Annotated in this window: 14 protein-coding genes and 3 pseudogenes; 11 read left to right on the forward strand and 6 right to left on the reverse strand. The window is 56.6% G+C overall.

Going from position 1 to position 20,404, the window contains the following annotated elements; genetic code table 11:
• Positions 1-196 precede the first annotated feature (196 nt).
• The 6 genes and pseudogenes from B4967_RS16615 to B4967_RS16635 all read right to left on the reverse strand — a co-directional run bounded on the left by B4967_RS16615 (position 197) and on the right by B4967_RS16635 (position 7,444).
• Positions 197-610, reverse strand: coding sequence for a hypothetical protein (locus tag B4967_RS16615; protein WP_083026412.1), 414 nt, complete (start codon positions 608-610; stop codon positions 197-199).
• Positions 600-1,850 (reverse strand): annotated as a pseudogene (gene pgaC, locus B4967_RS21465) (poly-beta-1,6-N-acetyl-D-glucosamine synthase). Before pgaC ends, B4967_RS16615 begins: the two are co-directional and overlap by 11 nt.
• Positions 1,847-3,808, reverse strand: coding sequence for a poly-beta-1,6-N-acetyl-D-glucosamine N-deacetylase PgaB (gene pgaB, locus B4967_RS16625; RefSeq protein ID WP_083026413.1), 1,962 nt, complete (start codon positions 3,806-3,808; stop codon positions 1,847-1,849). The pseudogene pgaC and the gene pgaB overlap by 4 nt, the downstream one beginning before the upstream one ends.
• Positions 3,805-4,821 (reverse strand): PgaA family protein, encoded by a 1,017-nt coding sequence (locus B4967_RS19885; protein WP_243470667.1) that lies wholly within the window; start codon positions 4,819-4,821, stop codon positions 3,805-3,807. Before B4967_RS19885 ends, pgaB begins: the two co-directional genes overlap by 4 nt.
• Complete coding sequence (locus B4967_RS19890) at positions 4,822-6,231, reverse strand: tetratricopeptide repeat protein (RefSeq protein ID WP_243470668.1); 1,410 nt, start codon at positions 6,229-6,231, stop codon at positions 4,822-4,824. It abuts the gene before it with no gap.
• A 322-nt stretch (positions 6,232-6,553) separates the two neighbouring features.
• Positions 6,554-7,444, reverse strand: a complete 891-nt coding sequence (locus tag B4967_RS16635; protein ID WP_083026415.1) for a LysR family transcriptional regulator — start codon at positions 7,442-7,444, stop codon at positions 6,554-6,556.
• A 159-nt stretch (positions 7,445-7,603) separates the two neighbouring features.
• Here B4967_RS16635 and leuC point away from each other — a divergent pair, with 159 nt between their 5' ends.
• The 11 genes and pseudogenes from leuC (at position 7,604) to folC (ending at position 20,400) form a co-directional block, all read left to right on the forward strand.
• Positions 7,604-9,055, forward strand: coding sequence for a 3-isopropylmalate dehydratase large subunit (gene leuC, locus B4967_RS16640; RefSeq protein ID WP_083026416.1), 1,452 nt, complete (start codon positions 7,604-7,606; stop codon positions 9,053-9,055).
• A 3-nt stretch (positions 9,056-9,058) separates the two neighbouring features.
• The gene (gene leuD / locus B4967_RS16645) at positions 9,059-9,706 is read left to right on the forward strand and encodes a 3-isopropylmalate dehydratase small subunit (RefSeq protein WP_083026419.1); all 648 of its coding nucleotides are present in this window, start codon (positions 9,059-9,061) and stop codon (positions 9,704-9,706) included.
• A gap of 30 nt (positions 9,707-9,736) precedes the next feature.
• On the forward strand, positions 9,737-10,819 hold the full coding sequence (gene leuB, locus B4967_RS16650; RefSeq protein WP_083026420.1) for a 3-isopropylmalate dehydrogenase: 1,083 nt from the start codon (positions 9,737-9,739) through the stop codon (positions 10,817-10,819).
• 137 nt (positions 10,820-10,956) lie between these two features.
• A complete protein-coding gene (asd, locus tag B4967_RS16655; protein ID WP_083026422.1) occupies positions 10,957-12,069 on the forward strand; it encodes an aspartate-semialdehyde dehydrogenase in 1,113 nt (370 codons plus the stop codon).
• A 231-nt stretch (positions 12,070-12,300) separates the two neighbouring features.
• Positions 12,301-14,262 carry a FimV/HubP family polar landmark protein gene (locus B4967_RS16660; protein ID WP_083026424.1) on the forward strand — a complete coding sequence of 654 codons (1,962 nt, stop codon included), beginning with the start codon at positions 12,301-12,303 and terminating at the stop codon, positions 14,260-14,262.
• A 30-nt stretch (positions 14,263-14,292) separates the two neighbouring features.
• Positions 14,293-15,231 carry a tRNA pseudouridine(38-40) synthase TruA gene (gene truA, locus B4967_RS16665; protein WP_083026426.1) on the forward strand — a complete coding sequence of 313 codons (939 nt, stop codon included), beginning with the start codon at positions 14,293-14,295 and terminating at the stop codon, positions 15,229-15,231.
• Entirely contained in the window at positions 15,228-15,863 is a 636-nt protein-coding gene (locus tag B4967_RS16670; protein ID WP_083026427.1) for a phosphoribosylanthranilate isomerase, read from the forward strand. Before truA ends, B4967_RS16670 begins: the two co-directional genes overlap by 4 nt.
• A 109-nt stretch (positions 15,864-15,972) precedes the next feature.
• A pseudogene (trpB, locus tag B4967_RS16675) lies at positions 15,973-17,211 on the forward strand (tryptophan synthase subunit beta).
• A gap of 8 nt (positions 17,212-17,219) precedes the next feature.
• The gene (gene trpA / locus B4967_RS16680) at positions 17,220-18,023 is read left to right on the forward strand and encodes a tryptophan synthase subunit alpha (RefSeq protein WP_054640833.1); all 804 of its coding nucleotides are present in this window, start codon (positions 17,220-17,222) and stop codon (positions 18,021-18,023) included.
• A 92-nt stretch (positions 18,024-18,115) separates the two neighbouring features.
• Positions 18,116-19,115: pseudogene (gene accD / locus B4967_RS16685) on the forward strand (acetyl-CoA carboxylase, carboxyltransferase subunit beta).
• Positions 19,093-20,400, forward strand: coding sequence for a bifunctional tetrahydrofolate synthase/dihydrofolate synthase (gene folC / locus B4967_RS16690; RefSeq protein ID WP_243470669.1), 1,308 nt, complete (start codon positions 19,093-19,095; stop codon positions 20,398-20,400). The pseudogene accD and the gene folC overlap by 23 nt, the downstream one beginning before the upstream one ends.
• The last annotated feature ends 4 nt before the right edge of the window (positions 20,401-20,404 follow it).

The raw sequence follows: 20,404 nt of genomic DNA on the forward strand, positions 1-20,404 counted from the left end.
CTGGCTTTTAGATCAGGTGGTGATGCTTTGCTGATTGCTTGTTACCGTTTGATATGTAGTGGGTTTTGTGCCGGGATCATGGCGCGCTGAAGCGCCCTCCTACGGCCTTTCTCCCGCGGCCTTTCTGGGGAGCTGTTCTGTGCTTTATGGGGTGTTCCCCCTTCAAGCGGTGGGGGCTTGAAGGGGGAGTGGGGGGTTAGTTGGTTGCTTGGCTGGGGGTGCCGATGAGTTCGTGTTCGCGGATCGTGTGCTCGGTTGCCAGCCTCCGGTCGAGCTGGGTGTAATCGTCGCTTTCAAGCTCAAGCGTTGGTTGTTGAAAGTGGCGCAGCTGGCGTTTTAAGTAGCTGGTATAGAGGTATTGGTTGTAAACCGCCCAGCAGTGAAAGGTCAGGAAGGTGAGTACAAAACCCACCGATACCAGCTTGATCATTACTGAGCTGTAGAGCTGTTCCAGAAATGCTTCTCCCACAATAAAGAACATGTATACCTTTGCCATGACTAACCCCCAGAGTATTAGCGTGGCAAGGGTGATAAGCGTATCCCGTGATCGATACCCCCAGCTTTTCTGGTAAGGGTTGTCGATGATGACAGACACCAGTTTATTGTTCATTAAATTGCTCCCCTCGGTCAGGACTAGTCCATGTGGCGAGCCTTCCTTTTTGGCGTAGCATGGCTTTAGGGAAGGCGATAACAACCGTGGCCATATTGAGAATCCAGTAGGCGAATGGGTACCAGATACTCCAATAAACGCAGCGGTAGATCTCTTTGTCGTAGCGGCTATCGATATAGAAGCTGACGGTAAATTGAATGAAGCTGATGGCGATCAGGATGCTGCCAAAATAGGAGAGCAGCGTTCCGGTGATGGGCCAGGCCATTGGCATGGTCAGTTGCGAAATCAGCCAGACTGCTAACAGGGTGACTACCGAGTAACACCACACCACGCTAATGATGTACTCCAGCATCAGCAGCCAAAAGCGCCTGTTTTTCCAGCGGATGGTTTGGGTGAAGTAGCGCAGAAAAACCTCGCCGCCCCCTTGCGCCCAGCGCAGCCGTTGCTTAAACAGCCCGCGTAGGGTTTCCGGCATCAGTACCCAGCACATGGCCCTGGGTTCGTAGCGCACTTGCCCACCTTTGAGCTAAAAACGCCAGCTCACATCAATGTCTTCCGTGATCATGTCGGTACTCCAGCCGCCAATCTCTTCCAGTGCTTGGCGGCGAAACGCGCAGATGACGCCGGAGATGGTAAACACCATCCCGTAAATGCGCTGGGCGCGCTTAATCAGGCCGATAATGGCGGAGAACTCGCCGGTCTGAATTTTGCCAATGGCGGTCGAGCGGGTTCTTACCCTTGGGTTGCCGGTAACGCCGCTCACCTTGGGGCTGCTCAGAAAGTGATTAACCATGTAGCCAATGGCGTCGTAGTCGAGAATAGCGTCGCCATCAATCCCGACGATGATCTCGCCGGTGGCGTGGCTCAACCCATGGTTCATCGCGCTGGCTTTGCCCTGGTTGGTTTGGTTCAGAACCTTGAGAGTGGGGTACTGCTGCACCAGGGCTGCCAGCCGCTCGGCGGTGTTATCTTTGCTGCCATCGTTAATGGCGATCACCTCCATGTTGGGGTAGTTCTGCTTGAAGAGGTGGTGCACCGTTTCATTCACGTTGGCCTCTTCGTTGTAGCAGGGCAGCAGTACCGTTACCTTGGGGGCGCTTTCGTCCCAGACGAAGGTGGCGGGCCAGGCTTGCTTGCGCTCCCAGTGCACGTAGAAGTAGATCCCGCCGCATATCCAGATCGTTGCCATGAGGCTTGGGTAGCCAAGCGTGAAGATGGCAAGGTGGTCGAGTATGTTCATGGGGTGGCCCTAAACCGACGTCCGATGGAAAAGACCGGCCTCATCACATTGATATCTGGATGGTTGTTGTGGAAATCATCCGGGTAGTAGCCAATGTGTTTGATGCCTTCTTCGCGGAGTATGCGAACCCATTGGGCCATTTCCTTGCTGGGAATGGGGGTTTGGGTGTGCCAGTTTTGCGCCTGCAGCTCGAACACCAATTGGTCGGCGCTTACCTGGGCTAACGAGCGGCGGGCTAGGCTTCTTAGCCACTCATTGGGGTTGTCGGCTTCTTCCATATAGGGCATTGCCATTACCGCTACATAGTCGTAGCCCGAGGCAAAGTTTTGCATGTCCTGGGCAAACCACCGTTGGCTGCGTGGCTCCATCACCGTCACGGCGTAGAGGTTGCGCGAGGTGGTGAAAACCTTGTTATCTGCCTGCCGGTAGTAGTTAGCCGCTTGGGCCAGCTCTTGGGTGAAGTCGGTTAGGTGTTCCCCTTTGAAACGGGTCCAGGCCGTCATCAAGTTGTCGTCGTTGCGGATGGCGTTGATATCCCTGGGCAGGTCGGCGCTGGCATAGGCGTCTAACGCTGCGGGGTTGGCACCCTCAAAGTCGGTGTAGAAGGCGTCGTCATGGAACAGCAGCCCATCGAACTTGGTTAGGCGGCCAAGGTCTTGGTAAATCTCAACAATGGTGCGGCGGTTCTCTTCGACATAGGGAGGGGGCCGACGATACTGGTTTGGCGACTCCTGGCCGGTTCTCACGTCAGTGACGTACTGATAGTCATCCCCTAAGTCATACGCTAGCACTGGCATCCAGGCGTAGACCTTCACGTTGGCGCGTTTCTTTAACTGCCAGGCAACCCGGTTGAAGAGGTCTGCCCTAACCGGTAAGTGGCGGTTGGGGAAGTAGAGGGCATCGGTGACGCCGTCGCCATCCGGGTCGGCATAGGCTTGCAGATAAAACGTGCTGACGCCGTAGCGGAAAATGCGCTCAATCAGCCTATCGAGGTTTTGCTCTTGCTGAATGGGGTCCGGGTCGTATACGTAGTCCAGGTCAACGTGAACGATGCGTTGCTCTTCGTTCTCCCATAGCCGGTTGGAGAGGATCTCTTCAATCGTTTCCAGGGTGGTTTCCTGGTCAATCAGGTAGCGGTTCATGCTACGCATGGAGTCGTGTAGGCGGTTAGGGGCGCTGAGCAGGCTGAAGGTGTACTCCATACCGTATTCAGCGGCAATGTTCAGCGTTGCTTCGCTGTAGGCACCGTAAGGCCAAACGATGATACGCGGGCTTTTTCCAATCTCTTCTTGGAAGCGCTGCTGGGTAAGCGCCATGTCATTGCGTATCCGCGTCAGGTAGCCTGCCTCGGTTTCATAACCGCTGCGGGGGTTCCATATACTGGTAACGGCAGCGGCTTGCTCGTTCCCCATCGGGTTGCCAAATACCCCGTAGTGTAGGTTGTAGGAGTGAGAGGCAATTTCCACCAGAGGTGACTCATCCAAGGTTTTGACCTGCTCCCAGCTGAGAAAGCGTTCGCGGGGAAGGGTGATGCTGCCGTAAGGAACCCGCCCCCCCGCAGGCGTATCCAGCCAGCTACCCACTACGGCTTGTACGGCAGGGAAGTTGTACAACTTGAGTAGCGGGAAGACGATGTCATAAAAGCTGCGGTAGCCGTCATCGAAGGTAAGCAGCACTGCTTTTTCGGGCAGCGGTGCTTTGCCTGCTCGGGCGTCGAGGATCTGCTGCAAGCTCACGGGTTGGTAGCCGCCTGTGGAAATCAGGTTGAAGTGTTCAATTAACCGGCTACGGGTGATGGTTTGTGAGTAGATATCCAGCTCGGGAGTGACGCTGGAATCCACGACATCGTGGTAGCTGATGACTACGTAATCATCCGGTGCGCGGGCGGCTTGGGCCTGCTGAATAGAGATGGTCATCAGCAAAACCGCGCTCATTACAATGACGCGCCAGGGTGTCATAGGAATCTCCATACAAAGCCAGCTGAAATAACATTGTCGTATTCAGGAACGCCGTCGTAGACGGCTCGCTCGCGGGTGATGCCATACTCGAAGTTCACGGTGGGGCCAAACTCCCAGCTATGTTGGTAACCAATCGACCAGGTGTTTTCACTATCAAAATCTTCCTGCCAGTAACGCCCTGAACCGAGTGAGAAGGACTGGATAAAGGACTGACGGTAATCAAGCGGGATCTCGTAATTGACGCTTAATACACCGGCCAGACTGGCAGCCTGTTTGGGGTTGAAGTAGCTGGCTTCTACGTCATCGTTACGTGACGCAGATGCTTGAATGCCGCCGTTGATTTGCCAGCGATCCAAGTGGTAGAGGGTTTGATTCCAGTAGCCGTACACGGATTGCCGCAGGTTGCTGTCGTCAAAATCGGTTGCCATGAGGCCGAGGGCACCCGCGCCGCGCTCATCGTGACGATAGGCAAACTCGGCCCGGTAACGGTCGGCGTTAACGTCATCCTGCAAGGCGCGCAGCGGGGTGTCGGTGGTGTTCATTTCGACACCCAGCGTCGTTGTGACGTGGTCGTTGTGGGCGTACTTCAGTTCGGCCAGCGCAAGAAAATCTTCGTTCAGCTGTGAACCGTGGCCCGCTGCCAGGGTGACCGTTGCGGGGTACAGGTTCCATTCGTAGCCCGCTATGTTGTACGAGGCATAGAGGTCTTCATCTTCAAACTCACCGTACTGGCCAATGCGCTGTGCGAAAGGGCGAGAGCCACTGCTGTTACGCGGGCCTTCCAAGAGCACTTCATAGCGCCATTCGCGCGAGGCTTGGGTGCCGCTCCCTTGGCCTTTACTACGCTCGAACGTGCGGGTCAGCTGAGGGGCGCGCATTTCACGCCACTCTCTGGCCATATCGTCCCGCGTGGCGCTGGGCCGGGCTTCAACCAGCTCACGTGCAACCTCATCGGTGGTGCCGCGCCATTGGCCGCGCTGTAAGCGGGAGAGCAAGATGCCGTGTTCAGCCAATTACTTACGGTCGGGTGGCAGTAGCGGGATGGCTTGCAAGAACGACTCCTCGGCCTTTCTTGGCAAGCCTCTATCGCGCTCAATATCGCCTTTCACGACCCATAAATAGGGTTCGGCAGGCGCTTGCGCCTGATAGGCCTCTAATTGCTCAGTGGCCTCTTCAGGGCGGCCACGCCAGGCCTCTAGCAATACTTCCAGTAGCAGCACTTTCTGGTAGTTGGGGTTTTCGATACGTACGGTGCGGGTGAAATCCAGCCGCTGCTCGGGCTCGCTGGCGCGCCATGACTGCAATAGTTTGTCGGCATCGCGGAAGCGCTGAGCATCGGTGTAGCTATAGAACAGCCCTTCGTTAAGCGGGTCGTCCGGGTTGGTGGCCTGTTCAGGGAATTGCCGAATCAGGCCTTCATAGAGCGCGATGGCTTCGTGTGGGCGGCCCATGCCGTTGAGCGCATGGGCTCTAGCGCGGGTAACGTAACTGGGCAACTGGCCGTGCTGGTTTTCAAGCCTAACCGCCAGGGCCTCCGCTTCGGAAAAGCGCCTTAATTCAGCCAGGGCAACTACCTTGTCGTATTCGGCTACGGTAATCAGCTCTTGGGGGGCGTCCGGGTTACGTAGCACGACATTCAGTTGCTCCAAACCGTTGGCCGTTCTGGAGGGCTCATCTGTATGAATGCCCAAGCGAATATCGGTAACCCCTTCATAATAAGTGAGCCAGAGGCGGTCACTTTCGCTAAACACATCCGGGTTGGACTGCATAATGCGCCGTGCCGCGGTGCTGGCTCCAAGGCCTACCGCCAACCGGTAAAGCGCTTGCAGTTCGCCTGTGTTGCTGGGGTCTTGCGTGACCAGTGCTTGGCGGGCATCTAGCTCTTGCATAGCGTTGGTGGTTCGCGCGGCTAGGTAGCCCTTGGCTTCAAGGCCGGCGGTTGTGGTGCCAGCTACCTGGTTGTACTGCTCCAGGGCGATCTGTGCCAGGGTGTAACTACCCATATCGGTGTGGACCAGTGCTTGACCTAGCCAGCCTTGTGCATTGGAGGGGTCACGGTAGGTGAGCGCTCGAAACATCTCTAACGCTTGGTCAAAGTCACCCGCGCTACGAGCAGCTCCGGCTAGGTTGGCAAGCTCAGAATCGCTGTAATCCTCAATTTGGCACCAGGTGCAAACGGCCAGCGCTTCCTGATTTCGGGAGGCACGCACGAGCAGGGCGACTAAGTCTTCACGCACGCGGTTGTCGCGTGTTTGGTGATAGAGTGTCTTTAAGCCATCGATGGATGTATCTAAAGCTCCCTGACGTGCCTGGATAACCAGTGCTTCGCGTTGCGCGTCGGTAGTGGTTTGCCCATAAGCCGCGCTGGTGGTGAGGCAGGCGAGCAGGCAAATCGGCAGTAAGGAGCTAGGGCGATTCTGCATGGTGATACTCCTACCCTGGAAGCTAATGAAAGTAGATTTGTAATCAAATGTATCTTCCTAGTGTATAGAAGTATCTTTAAGTAAAAATTGGACTAAAACATGAACTTGAAGAGTAATATTGTCAGCTAAAGGGGTGAGAGGCCTCATCTGCTTGCAACGAAAAATCCCCTTATGTTTTTGATTAGGAATAAAAAATAGATTTTATGCTAAGTTGGGGTAGTGCTAGGTTTCAATGAGACAGCTCAAGAAATTAGCTATTTGGAAGCGATTTTGAGGAGAAATAATGAGGCAATCAGAGTGAAGGTAAGCTTTTTTTGTAACTTTATGTTTCGCGATTTGCTTCCAATTGCTCAATCATTTTGCGGGCAGCATTAGAGAGCGTGCGGTTGTTATGTACTAGATAGCCCAACGGACGATGGATGGGAGCGGTGTCTACGGGTATCGCTACTAGCTCGCTGTCGAGCATTTTTTCGGGTAACAGGCTCCACCCTAAACCAACGCCACACATCATTTTGAGCGTTTCAAGGTAGTTGGTGGACATGCTCACGGGCAGGTTAAGGCCTACTTCTTCAAAGCGCTGGCCAATCAGCGTTCGAGTAAAGGTTTTGGCCCCCGGCAATATGCAGTTCACTTCACACAGTTCCGCCAAGCTCAGGGGCTTGTCATCAGCACGGCTGCGTTGGGCCAGCGGGTGGTCCTTGGCGCACACAAAGCACAGCCGGTCACGCCATAGCTCCACGACCTGCAGTTGTTCAACGGGGTGGGGGGCAAGGGTGACGATGGCCATTTCCAGCGTGCCATCCATTACGCCCTGGTAGGCCAGTTCGGAATCTAAAAAGTGCAGGTCTAACGCGACTTCTGGGTGGCGCTGGGTGTACTGCTTCAATAGCGGCGGCAGCCGGTGCAAAACAATATGGTGGCTGGTGGCGAGCGTCAGTTTGCCGCCCACTTGGCCAGAGAGATTGGCCAGCGCTCGGCGGCTATCTTCTACTGTAAACAGAATGCGCTGCGCTTTGGGCAGTAGCACGTTGCCTGCCTCGGTTAGCGCAATGCGTCTTCCAATACGGTCAAACAGCCGCGTGCCCAGTAAATCTTCCAGCGTAGCGATGCGTTTGCTCACCGCAGGCTGAGTAAGGTGTAACTGTTCGGCAGCGCGAGAAAAGCTTTGGGTTTCTGCCACGGCGAGAAAGGCTTGCAGGCTTTGGGTATCCACGTGCCACTCCGGGAGTATCTATTCCTGTTTGGAATCTAAAGTATGAATAACATGAATTGCTTTTATGGGCGAGTCGCGTAACACTCCTGTTCATCGCAATTTAAGCAGCACGCAGAGGCTGTCACACCGAACTAGCAGGGCACCGCCCAGGAGAGCCATATGTCAGGTCAAACGCTTTACGACAAACTCTGGAACCAGCACTTGGTGAAACAGCGCGATGACGGTACGGCGCTGATTTACATCGACCGCCAGCTGCTTCACGAAGTGACCTCGCCCCAGGCGTTTGAAGGCCTGCGTTTGGCGAAGCGTAAGCCCTGGCGTTTGGATGCCAACCTGGCAACGCCGGATCACAACGTTCCCACCACGCTGAAAGAGCGCGCCGAGGGCAATAGCGGTATTAAAGACCCGGTGTCGCTTATTCAGGTGCAAACTCTGGACGATAACTGCGTCGAGTACGGTATCGAAGAGTTCAAAATCAACGACCCGCGCCAGGGCATCGTGCACGTGGTGGGCCCTGAGCAGGGTGCCACACTGCCAGGCATGACCGTGGTATGCGGCGACTCCCACACCGCCACCCACGGCGCGTTTGGCGCGTTGGCTCACGGTATCGGCACCTCCGAAGTGGAGCACGTATTGGCCACCCAGTGCCTGCTGGCGCAGAAGATGAAGAACATGCAGGTGCGCGTTGAAGGCGAGCTTGGTCTTGGCGTGACGGCGAAAGACGTGGTGCTGGCGATTATCGGCAAGATCGGCACCGCAGGCGGCACGGGTTACGCCATCGAATTCGCGGGTAGCGCCATTGAGTCGCTCTCTATGGAAGGCCGCATGACGGTGTGCAACATGGCCATTGAAGCGGGCGCTCGCGTGGGCCTGATCGCGGTGGACGATACCACTATCGATTACCTCGCCAAGCGCCCCTTCGCGCCAACGGAAGCGCAGTGGGAAGCCGCGGTGGCGGATTGGCGCAACCTGGTATCGGATGCGGATGCCCACTTCGATAAAGTGGTCACGCTAAAAGCGGAAGAGATTGAGCCGCAGGTGAGCTGGGGCACCAGCCCGGAAATGGTCACCGGTATTTCAGGCCAAGTGCCCGACCCGCAAGCGGCTCTGGATGAAACCGTTCAGCGCAGCCACGCCCGCGCGTTGGAGTACATGGGCTTGCAGGCGAACCAGAAAATCACCGACATCAAGTTGGATAAAGTCTTTATCGGCTCCTGCACCAACTCGCGTATTGAAGACCTGCGTGAAGCGGCAAAAGTGGCCAAGGGCAATAAGGTGGCTGATTCCATCAAACTCGCCATGGTGGTGCCGGGCTCTGGCTTGGTGAAACGTCAAGCGGAGGCGGAAGGACTGGACAAAATCTTCATTGAGGCGGGCTTTGAGTGGCGCGAGCCGGGCTGCTCCATGTGTTTGGCCATGAACGCCGACAAGCTGGGCGCGGGCGAGCACTGTGCGTCTACCTCTAACCGTAACTTTGAGGGTCGCCAGGGTTATGGCGGTCGTACTCACTTGGTGAGTCCTGCTATGGCAGCGGCGGCGGCGATTGCTGGCCACTTTGTCGATGTACGTACCTTACCCGCTAACGACGCCACTCACGCGCAGGAGGCCTAAGCCATGAAAAAGTTCGAACGTTTTGAAGGCGTGGTCGCGCCGTTAGATCGCGCTAACGTCGACACCGACCTGATCATTCCCAAGCAGTTTTTGAAGTCCATTAAGCGCACCGGTTTTGGCGTAAACCTGTTTGACGAGCTGCGCTATTTAGATGAAGGCCAGCCGGGCCAGGACTGCTCCCAGCGCCCGCTGAATCCTGAATTCGTATTGAACCAGCCGCGCTACCAGGGCGCTGAGGTGCTGCTGGCGCGCCGTAATTTCGGCTGCGGTAGTTCCCGCGAGCACGCCCCCTGGGCGCTGGAAGATTTCGGCTTCAAGGTGGTGGTTGCCCCTAGCTTTGCCGATATTTTCTACAACAACGCATTTAAAAACGGCATTCTGCTGATCACGATGGCGGAAGAGGAAGTCGACCGCTTGTTTGCGGAAGTGGACGCCAACGAAGGCTATCAGCGCGACGTGGATCTGGAGCATCAGCGGGTGATTACCCCAGGGGGTGAGATTCTGGAGTTTGAGGTGGATGCATTCCGCAAGCACTGCCTGCTGAATGGCTTGGACGATATTGGCATCACCCTGCAAGACGAAGATGCCATTCGTAGCTTTGAAGAGAAGCACCGCCAGCAGCGCCCGTGGCTGTTCCGCCAGCCTGCGTAAGTATTCAATTATCAGTGCTAAGGATTGAGCATGACTCATAAAGTGTTACTGCTGCCCGGTGATGGTATCGGCCCGGAAATCGCGGCCCAGGCGGCGCGTTTGTTACAAGCCTGCCAAGAGGCGGGCTTGGATATTGAAGTAGAAGAGGGCTTGGTGGGCGGCTCCGCCTACGATGTCCACGGCGAGCCGCTGCCCGCTGAAACCCCGGAAAAAGCCAAAGCCGCCAGTGCCATTCTGCTGGGGGCGGTGGGTGGCCCTAAGTGGGATAAACTCGAAGACCTCTCCAAGCGCCCTGAACAAGGCCTGTTAGGGCTGCGTAAAAATCTCGGCCTGTTCGGTAACCTGCGCCCGGCCATGCTCTACCCGCAGTTGGCTAGCGCTTCCAGCCTGAAGCCTGAACTGGTGGCTGGCCTGGATATCATGATCGTGCGTGAACTCACCGGCGGCATCTACTTTGGCCAGCCGCGCGGTATCGAAGAGCGTAACGGTGAGCGCGTTGGTTTTAACACCTACATCTATTCTGAAAGCGAAATTGAGCGCATTGGCCGCGTCGCCTTTGAGATGGCCCAGAAGCGGGGCAAAAAGCTCTGCTCAGTAGATAAAGCCAATGTGCTGGAAGTCACTATTCTGTGGCGTGAAGTGATGGAGCGCCTAGCGCCGGAGTACCCGGACGTCGAGCTGTCTCACATGTACGTGGATAACGCTGCGATGCAGTTGGTGCGCGCACCGAAGCAGTTCGATGTGGTGGTGACCGGCAATATGTTTGGCGACATTCTCTCTGATGCCGCCGCCATGCTGACCGGCTCTATCGGTATGCTGCCATCGGCCTCACTCAACGAGAGCGGGCAGGGCATGTACGAGCCTTGCCACGGCAGCGCGCCGGATATCGCGGGCCAAAACATTGCTAACCCGCTGGCCATGATGCTATCCGTGGCGATGATGCTGCGCTATTCGCTTAATGAAACAGCGATGGCCGAGCGCATTGAAGCCGCCGTGGGTAGCGTTCTAGATGAAGGCCTGCGCACTGCTGATATCGCTTCTGAAGGCACGCGACGTGTCTCGACAGTTGAGATGGGCGATGCGGTACTTGCCGCATTTGCGCGCGCTGAGTAACAAAGAAAGCTTGCTAACTAATTGATTCATTTCAATGCTTGTTTGAGCAGCACACGTCGGCTGCCCTGAGGGGTGGCCGACGTCGTGTCTGACATTTGTGTATAATATAGGTCTCATTCTTAGTTGGAGGACTTCACATGTTGAAAGTCGGTTTCGTGGGATGGCGTGGCATGGTTGGCTCGGTGCTGATGCAGCGCATGCAGGAAGATGGTGATTTTAACGGCATTGAGCCGATCTTTTTCACCACTTCTCAAGTCGGCCAGCCTGGTCCCGACATCGGCGTGGACGTGCCTCCGCTGAAAGATGCGTTTGCACTAGACGATCTAAAAGCCCTGGATGTCATCGTGACCTGCCAAGGTGGCGACTACACCAAGAAAGTCTACGGCGACCTGCGTAACGACGGCTGGAAAGGCTACTGCATTGATGCCCCCAGTACGCTGCGTATGGAAGATGACGCCACTATCGTCCTCGATCCGGTGAACCGTAAGGTTATCGACGCCCAGCTCGCCAATGGAGCTAAAACCTTCGTTGGTGGCAACTGTACCGTTAGCTTGATGCTGATGGGCTTAGGCGGCCTGTTTGAAGCCGATATGGTCGAGTGGATGACCTCCATGACCTACCAAGCGGCGTCTGGCTCCGGTGCCAAGCACATGCGTGAACTGCTGAACCAGATGGGCCAGCTGCGCGACAGCGTTTCCAGCGAGCTGGCCGACCCGGCAAGCGCGATTCTGGACATCGACCGCAAAGTGACGGCAGCCATGCGCAGCGGTGATTTCCCCACTGACAACTTCGCTGCGCCGTTGGCAGGCAGCCTTTTGCCGTGGATCGACACCAAGCTCGATAACGGCCAGAGCCGTGAAGAGTGGAAGGGTAGTGTCGAGACCAACAAGATTCTGGGTCTTGAGAACAACCCGATTCCCATTGATGGCCTCTGCGTACGTATCGGTGCTATGCGCTCTCACAGCCAGGCGTTCACCATCAAGCTGAAGCAAGATGTGCCGCTGGATGAGATTGAAGAGCGTATTGCCAAGCATAACGAGTGGGTTAAGCTAATCCCCAACGATAAAGATGCCACCATTGCGGGCCTAACGCCTGCAGCTGCCACTGGCACGCTGCAAGTGCCGGTAGGCCGCCTGCGTAAGCTGAAAATGGGCGGTGAATACCTCTCTGCCTTCAGCGTTGGCGACCAACTGCTGTGGGGTGCTGCTGAGCCGCTCAAGCGCATGCTGAAAATTCTGCGTGAGCAGTAAGCGGTCGCGAAACACCGGCGTTTAATCGCTAGCTAAAAGTGGGAAGCTGTTCGCAGCTTCCCATTTTTTTTGCCGTGACTTATGTTTCTAATCTGTGACTTCATGCAAATGTATGCGTTGAACATAACGGCATGATAAATACGCTATGATAAGAACGAACTAACTTATCTCGTCGCAACAGAATGCAGGTGTTGCATCGTGGCAGTGAATCGCAGGCAGTAGGGGCCCTACATGAAAAAGAAGCTGGCATGGTGGTTGTGGTTGCCACTGAGCGCTGTTAGCCCGTTGGCTTTAGCGGTTGGGCTTGGGCAAGCCACCGTGAATTCTCCTCTGCAATTGCCGCTAGATGCCACCGTGCCGCTGGTCGATGCCGCCGGTGTGGCGCTAGACGATGTACGCGTGGAAATAGCAAATGAAGCTGCCTTTAACGCGCTGGGCTTAGAGTGGACGCCGCTGGTCGCCAGCGTGCGCGCTGAATTACAGCATATGCCCGGTGGCCCACAGTTGGTGCTGCGTTCTGAGCAAGCGGTGAGCGAGCCATGGTTGGATCTCTTGGTCACCATCACTACGCCTGAAGGGCGGCGTACGGAAGCGATTATGCTGCTGTTTGACCCGCCCAACTATGCGGCCAGTGTTGATGCTACGGTGGCCGAGGCATCTTCAGTGGCTCAGCCTGTGCCATCACAATCTCTGCCTGCGGCTCCGGCTGCGCCTGCCCAAACACCTGAGCGTAATATTGCTTACATTGCCAGTGGCGATACGCTATGGGGCGTTGCTGAACGTATTAAGCCCGCTGATGTAAGCGTTCAGCAAATGATGATGGCCCTGGTGGAGGGTAATCCTGCTGCTTTCCCTACGGGCAATGTCGATGATATACGAGCAGGGCAAACCTTGCGTGTGCCTAGCCGTGAACAGCTAATGGCATTGTCCCCAGCGCAGGCCGCCCAGGCGGTTCAGGCAATGCGGCGGCCTTCCCCTCGCTCGGCATCAGCGCCAGAAACAGAGTCAGAAGAGCAGGCTGAAAGCACAACAGTTGCTGAGCCATTAGCGCAGCCCGATGCGCGCGGCAGTGATGCTGCACCTAGCGAGCCCCAGTCAACGGAAGATGCACAGGAAACAGTCGTGCAAGAGGGTGAGCTAGCCGGGCTGACGCTTAGAGACCTCGCTGAGCAGCTTCAGGAAAGCCAGGCCATGCTGCAATTGGTGCTGGAAGAGCGCGAGCAAATGCGTGCTGAAATGGCTGCGCTGCGCCAGGAAGTGGCATCATTGACCGAGGCGCTCAATGCCTCTCAGCGGGAGACCCAGCGGGCGGTAGCGGCTGCCGAGTCGCGAGCTGCCAATGCCACAATACCTGCCAGTGCCGCTGTGAACACTTCTTCCACCCCTAGTTTGATAGAACGTCTAGAAGCATATCAATGGCCGCTGGCCAGTGTTGCTTTGGCGCTGCTGTTGGGTGCGCTGATTTGGTCGCGAAAACGACGTGAACGCCAGTGGGAGGAGGTGGCATCCCCTGCACCCCAGCGATCTGAGCCAAGCGCTGCCGCTTCGCCAAAGGAGAGAGAGGCCGTCCAGCCTGCCGCTGCTGCCTTTACTACAGCGAGTGTTATGGATATGGCTGCTGACGAATCTCAGCAGACGCCGCCCGTTGCGGGCTCCCACGATAAAGAGGAGGGGAGTCGCCGTGATGCTTTTGAGTATCCAGCAGAGGAGCCGCTGGCGGATAGCCATGATGAACCACTAAGCAGTGAGTCATTTAGTCTCGTCGATGAAGCGGCTACAGCACAGCAGTCTGTTGATCACGAAGGCGATACGCTTTGGGAAACGCAGGATGAAGAAGACAAGGCTGACACGGAAGGCGCTTCTTCCATGCATGAAGAAGATGAAGCGGCCCTCAACGCCGCATTTTTAGAGACGCCTGAGCCGGTGGAGGATGCTTCTTACCGTGAGCATGCCGCCCAAGAAGCTGAAGTGCCGCCGGCGACCGTCGCAGAGGAAAAGGACGATAGCGCGCATTACATTGATTACCACCCACCCTCTTTAACCAATGACGTCGGCAGTGCGGATGAGCCTGTATGGGGTGAGAGAGCGTCGGAGAATGCTAAGGCGTCGCCATCTTACCCGCGCCGAGAGCCGGAAGAAGAATGGGAGATTGAAGAGGTGGCATTCGAGCCGCGACGTCGGGATAATAGCTAACCTTCAAAATCCTCTAAATGACGTGGCTCGATGACGCTGTTCTACCACTTTGATGAGACACAACCGCTGGCTGGCCGTTTGGCGATGGGCGTTGAGTACGATGGCTCACGCTTTTGCGGCTTCCAGCGTTTAAAGCATGCGGCCTCTGTCCAGCAGGCCATCGAGGATGAGTTAGCCAAGGTGGCTGGCGCGCCGGTGCGTATCCATGCCAGTGGGCGCACAGATTCAGGCGTACACGCCACTCGCCAAGTGATTTACTTCGACCCTCCGGTTCAGCGCACCGAAAAGGCCTGGATCTTTGGCGCGAATACCAATATACCCAGAGACGTGGCCGTGCGCTGGGTGAAGCCGGTTTCCGACGATTTTCACTCCCGCCTGGGGGCGCTGGGGCGCCGCTATCGCTATATTTTCTTGAACCAAATTAGCCGCCCGGTGTTAGAGCGCGCTAACGTGACCTGGTGCCGTGACCCACTGGATGCCGATGCCATGCACCGTGCTGCCCAGGCGTTGGTTGGCGAGCATGACTTCAGTAGTTTTCGCGCCGCCGGTTGTCAGTCGAAAACCCCCTGGCGGCAAATGCACTTTGTGGAAGTGAAGCGTCACGGCCCGCTGGTGGTCATAGATATTCAAGGCAACGCCTTTTTGCACCACATGATTCGCAATATTGCGGGAGCCTTGGCAAGCGTTGGGCGTGGCGTGCAGGACGAAGGGCATATTGAGCGCCTGCTGGCGCTGAAAAACCGCCGTAAAGGGGATGTGACCGCGCCTGCCTGCGGCCTGCATTTTGTCGACTCCATCTACGATGAGCGTTTCGAGCTACCCAAAGAGCCGCTAGGCCCGAATCTACTCGCCTTTACTGGGGAGTGGACCGGAGAGCGCGTATTGCCGGAAAGCCCTCGGGTGGCCGCAAGGCGACGGCTGACGTTCTCCAAGCAAGCGAAACCCGAGCAGCAGGAGACTTCCTCATGAGCCAGCTGATGGCACGCACGCGTATCAAATTTTGTGGACTCACTCGCCCGGAAGATATCGCCAAAGCGGTGGCATTGGGTGTCGATGCGCTAGGTTTTGTGATGTGGCCGAAAAGTAGCCGCAGCATTACCCCTGAGGCCCTGCGGATACTTGCCGCACAGGTGCCTGCGTTTGTGACCCGCGTGGGGCTATTTGTGAACCAGCCTGCCGAGCTGATTGAGCAGTGTCTGCCGCATTTAGATCTTATTCAGTTCCACGGCGATGAGTCGGCGGCGTTTTGCCAACAGTTTGGGCGACCCTGGATTAAAGCGCTGCGCATGCGCGATGACATCGACCTGCACGAGGCGGCAAAAGAGTACGCAGCGGCGCAAGCGCTGCTGTTAGATGCCTACCGTCCGGGCGTGCCGGGTGGAACTGGCGAGACCTTTGATTGGTCTAGAATCCCCGCAACCTTGGAAAAACCTGTTATCCTCGCGGGTGGGCTAACAGCCAATAATATTGCCGCCGCGGTGACTCAGGTAGCGCCGTATGCGGTTGATGTTTCAGGCGGTATTGAGGCATCCCCCGGTGTTAAAGAGGCCGAGTTAATGGCCGCTTTTGTTCGTCATGTGGCGCAGGCCAATACGCATTAAGCGTTACCACCTGCGTGCACTCAGAATTACGATGCGTGGCTCACCGCGAACGTGGGCGCGCTAGACGTTTGTTCATTCATTTTTGCCTTTTCTGGCGATCTTGTGAGGTATGCCTGTGACTGTCTCAGCAACTGAAACCAAGTTCAGCGACCTGACCCGAATGCCGGATGCCCGTGGTCATTTTGGCCCCTACGGCGGCCGGTTTGTGTCAGAAACCTTAAGCTTTGCCCTGGAAGAGTTGGAGCAGATTTATCTGAGTTTGCGTGATGATCCGGATTTTCAGGCCGAGTTTGATCGTGACCTGGCTCACTACGTGGGCCGTCCATCTCCGCTTTATCATGCAAAGCGCTGGTCGGAGTCGTTAGGCGGCGCGCAAATCTGGCTGAAGCGGGAAGACCTCAACCACACGGGCGCTCATAAGGTTAATAACACTATTGGTCAGGCGCTGTTGGCGAAAAAGACCGGCAAGCCGCGCGTGATTGCTGAAACCGGTGCTGGCCAGCACGGCGTTGCCACAGCCACTGTAGCCGCCCGCTTGGGCCTTGAGTGCGATGTCTATATGGGGGCTGCCGATGTGCAGCGCCAGAAGCTCAACGTTTACCGCATGCGTCTGCTGGGTGCCCGTGTTATCCCGGTGGAGTCTGGCACCCGTGCACTTAAAGACGCCATGAACGAAGCCCTGCGCGATTGGGTAACGAACGTGGATAATACCTTCTATATCATCGGTACCGTGGCGGGCCCGCACCCATAACCGCAGCTGGTGCGTGATTTTAATGCCGTGGTGGGCCGCGAAGCCCGTCGCCAGTCACTAGAGCAAGTCGGCCGTTTACCCGATGCGCTGGTCGCCTGCGTGGGCGGTGGCTCCAACGCACTGGGGCTTTTCTACCCGTTTGTAGAAGATGACGCAGTGGCCATGTACGGCGTGGAAGCCGGTGGCGATGGGGTAGAGACAGGCCGCCATGCAGCGCCGCTTTCGTCTAATGCACCGCGCGGTGTGCTGCACGGCAACCGAACTTACCTGATGTCGGATGAGGCGGGGCAGGTGTCGGATACGCACTCTATTTCTGCAGGCCTAGATTATCCCGGCGTTGGCCCCGAACACGCGCTGTGGAAAGACGTGGGCCGGGTTAACTATGTAGCCGCGAACGATAAAGAGGTGCTGGAAGCTTTCCGTGAGCTGACCCACATGGAGGGCATTATGCCCGCCTTGGAGTCTGCCCATGCGTTGGCCCATGCCAAGGTGCTGGCTCCTACCATGCGCCCGGATCAGCATATTGTGGTGAACCTCTCGGGTCGTGGTGATAAAGACATCATGACCGTTGCGAAAATCGACGGCATCGAGTTTTAAGGGCTAGCATGAATCGTATTGACCAGCGTTTTTCAGAGTTAAAGCAGCAGGGGCGTAAAGCCCTGATCCCTTACATCACCGCAGGCGACCCGGCACCGCAGTATACCGTTGGCTTTATGCATGCCTTGGTAGACGCGGGCGCTGATGTGATTGAGCTTGGCGTGCCGTTTTCAGATCCCATGGCCGATGGCCCGGTGATCCAGAAAGCCTGTGAGCGGGCGCTGAAGCAGGGCACTCGCTTGGTGGACCTGCTGGAAATGGTGGCCGAGTTTCGCCAAACCGACACCACGACGCCCATCGTCTTGATGGGCTATCTCAACCCTATCGAGCGCATCGGCTATGAGGTGTTTGCCGATAAAGCCGCGAGTGTTGGGGTGGATGGCGTGCTGGTAGTTGATATGCCACCAGAAGAAGCCGATGAGTTCGGCCCGCTGCTGAAAGCGCGTGGCTTGGCAGCGATTTTCCTCGTTGCGCCTACCACTTCCCATGCCCGTGCCGCTACAATATGCGCCCACGGTGAGGGCTACCTTTACTATGTTTCGCTAAAAGGTGTCACCGGTGCGGCAACGTTGAACGCTGAAGACGTTGCCGAGCACCTTGCGCCACTGCGTGATATGACCGATTTACCGCTTTGCGTTGGTTTTGGTATTCGCGATGGTGTGACGGCTGCCGAAGTGGCAAAAGTTGCCGACGGCGTGATTGTGGGCAGTGCACTGGTTAACCGTATTGCCGATAGCGTCGATGCGCCTGAAACGATCGCCGGGCAGTTAAAAAGCGTGCTGGCAGAAATGCGCACCGCGATGGACGCCTAAGCGCGTTCCCTCATCGTCTACACTGAATTGATTGACGACACTCATCAGGCTTGGCGCTGCCAAGCCTTGACGTACACGGAAGCCTTTTTGATATGAGCTGGTTAGACAAGATCGTGCCCTCCATGGGGCGTATCCAGCGTAAAGACCGTCGCGCCAGCGTGCCCGATGGTCTCTGGCGTAAATGTCCCAAGTGTGAAGCCGTTCTCTACCTGCCTGAATTAGAGAAACATCACAGCGTATGCCCCAAGTGTGAGCATCATTTACGCTTAACGGCGCGCAAACGCTTGGACTGGTTCCTGGATAAGCAGGGGCGCGAAGAGATCGCGGCAGAGATTGAGCCGAATGATCGCCTCAAATTCCGCGACTCCAAGAAGTACAAAGACCGCCTGACCGCAGCGCAAAAAGAGACTGGCGAGAAAGACGCGCTGGTGGCGATGCGCGGCGAGCTGGATGGCCTGCCGATCGTTGCTGTGGCGTTTGAGTTCACCTTTATGGGTGGTTCCATGGGCGCTGTGGTGGGTGAGAAATTTGTACGTGCCGCCACCATCGCTCTGGAAGAGGGCATTCCGTTGGTCTGCTTTGCTGCCTCGGGTGGCGCGCGTATGCAGGAAGCGCTGTTCTCGCTGATGCAGATGGCGAAAACCTCAGCGGCCCTTGAGAAACTCAAGCAGGCGGGCGTGCCCTATATTTCGGTGCTGACTGACCCCGTGTTTGGTGGTGTTTCGGCTTCCTTGGCGATGTTTGGGCGACCTAAATATTGCCGAGCCCAACGCGCTAATTGGTTTTGCTGGTCCCCGTGTTATTGAGCAAACCGTGCGTGAAACGCTGCCGGAAGGCTTCCAGCGCAGTGAGTTCCTGCTAGAGCACGGCACGGTGGACATGATTGTTCACCGCCACGATATGCGTGCCCGCGTGGGTGGCGTGCTGCGTAAGCTGACACATCAAAGCGCTAACCCGGCTGAAGGTGATCTGCCTGAAGCTGAGGTGGTTGAGCCGGTGGCCAATGAAGAGCAGCTAGCGGAAGCGGCAGAGACATCTGCTCAAGCGGATTCTCGTCACGCGACGAGCGATGACGCTTCACGCAATGCCTAACACCTTAGCCGAATGGCTTCATCACCTTGAAACCCTGCATCCCGTAGGGATCGATATGGGGCTGGAGCGTGTTTCTCTGGTGGCCAAGCGTATGGGGTTGCTAGAGCGCCCCATCGCGAAACAGGTCATCACGGTAGCAGGTACCAATGGCACGCGCTCTACCCTTGCCATGATAGATGCTATCGCCCGCGCTCATGGGTTGCGGGCGGGTACTTATACCTCTCCGCACCTGCTGCGTTACAACGAACGCGTGACGGTGGATGGCCGGGAAGCCAGCGACCAGCGTTTGGTGGAAGGCTTTCAGCAGGTAGAAAACGCCCGCTTGCAAGAGCCTTCAATTAGCCTCACGTATTTCGAAGCTGGCACGCTGTGTGCGCTGTGGTGCTTGGCTAATGCCACATTGGATATTGCGATTCTGGAAGTGGGGCTGGGCGGCCGTTTAGACGCGGTGAATATTATTGACGCGGATGTGGCTATCGTGACCACGATTGCGCTTGATCACGCGAATTTTCTAGGCAACGATCTTGAACAGATCGGGCGAGAAAAGGCGGGTATTTTTCGCCCGCTAAAACCCGCTGTGCTAGGTAGCCAGTCGCTTCCGCCAAGCGTGTTGGAATCAGCAATAGCGATAGCAGCCCATAGCTACGCACTAGGCACCGCCTTCAGTCATAGCGCTGGTGAGACGGTAGGCAACCCCTGGTGCTGGCATGGCCTTACTGCCGATGGCAGTACGCTTTCTCTGGATGGTTTACCAGACCCTGGATTGCCAATTGATAATGCCGCCACGGCGCTTCAAGCGCTGGCCTTAGCAGGTGTCACTTTGCAGTTAAACACGGTGCGCAAAGCGCTGCGTACGGTAACGCTCTCCGGGCGAATGCAGTGGGTAGGGCAGTGGTGTTTGGACGTAGGGCATAACCCTCATGCGGCACAGTACGTGGCCCGCCGTTTGCCAGCACCACCAAAAGGGGGTCGTCAGTGGGCGTTGATTGGTATGCTTAACGACAAAGATGCCGACGGTGTGATTCAGGCGCTTTCGCCAAGTATCACGGACTGGGTGTGCGTTACCCTTGAAGGTGAGCGTGGCCGTTCTGCAGACGAGTTAGCCAAACGTATTACGTCGCTGGGCGGACACGTGTATTATTGCGCCGACTCCCCCGCAGCGGGGGCTGCCAAGCTTGCCAAGCAGCTAGCCGCAGAGGACCGCGTGCTGGCCACCGGCTCATTCTTCACGGTAGCTGAGTTACTGGCCATGCCACTGCCGCAAGCAACGCCGCGGGCACGCTAAGCTT

Source organism: Vreelandella lionensis, from assembly GCF_002087295.1.
In the GTDB taxonomy this organism is placed as follows: domain Bacteria; phylum Pseudomonadota; class Gammaproteobacteria; order Pseudomonadales; family Halomonadaceae; genus Vreelandella; species Vreelandella lionensis.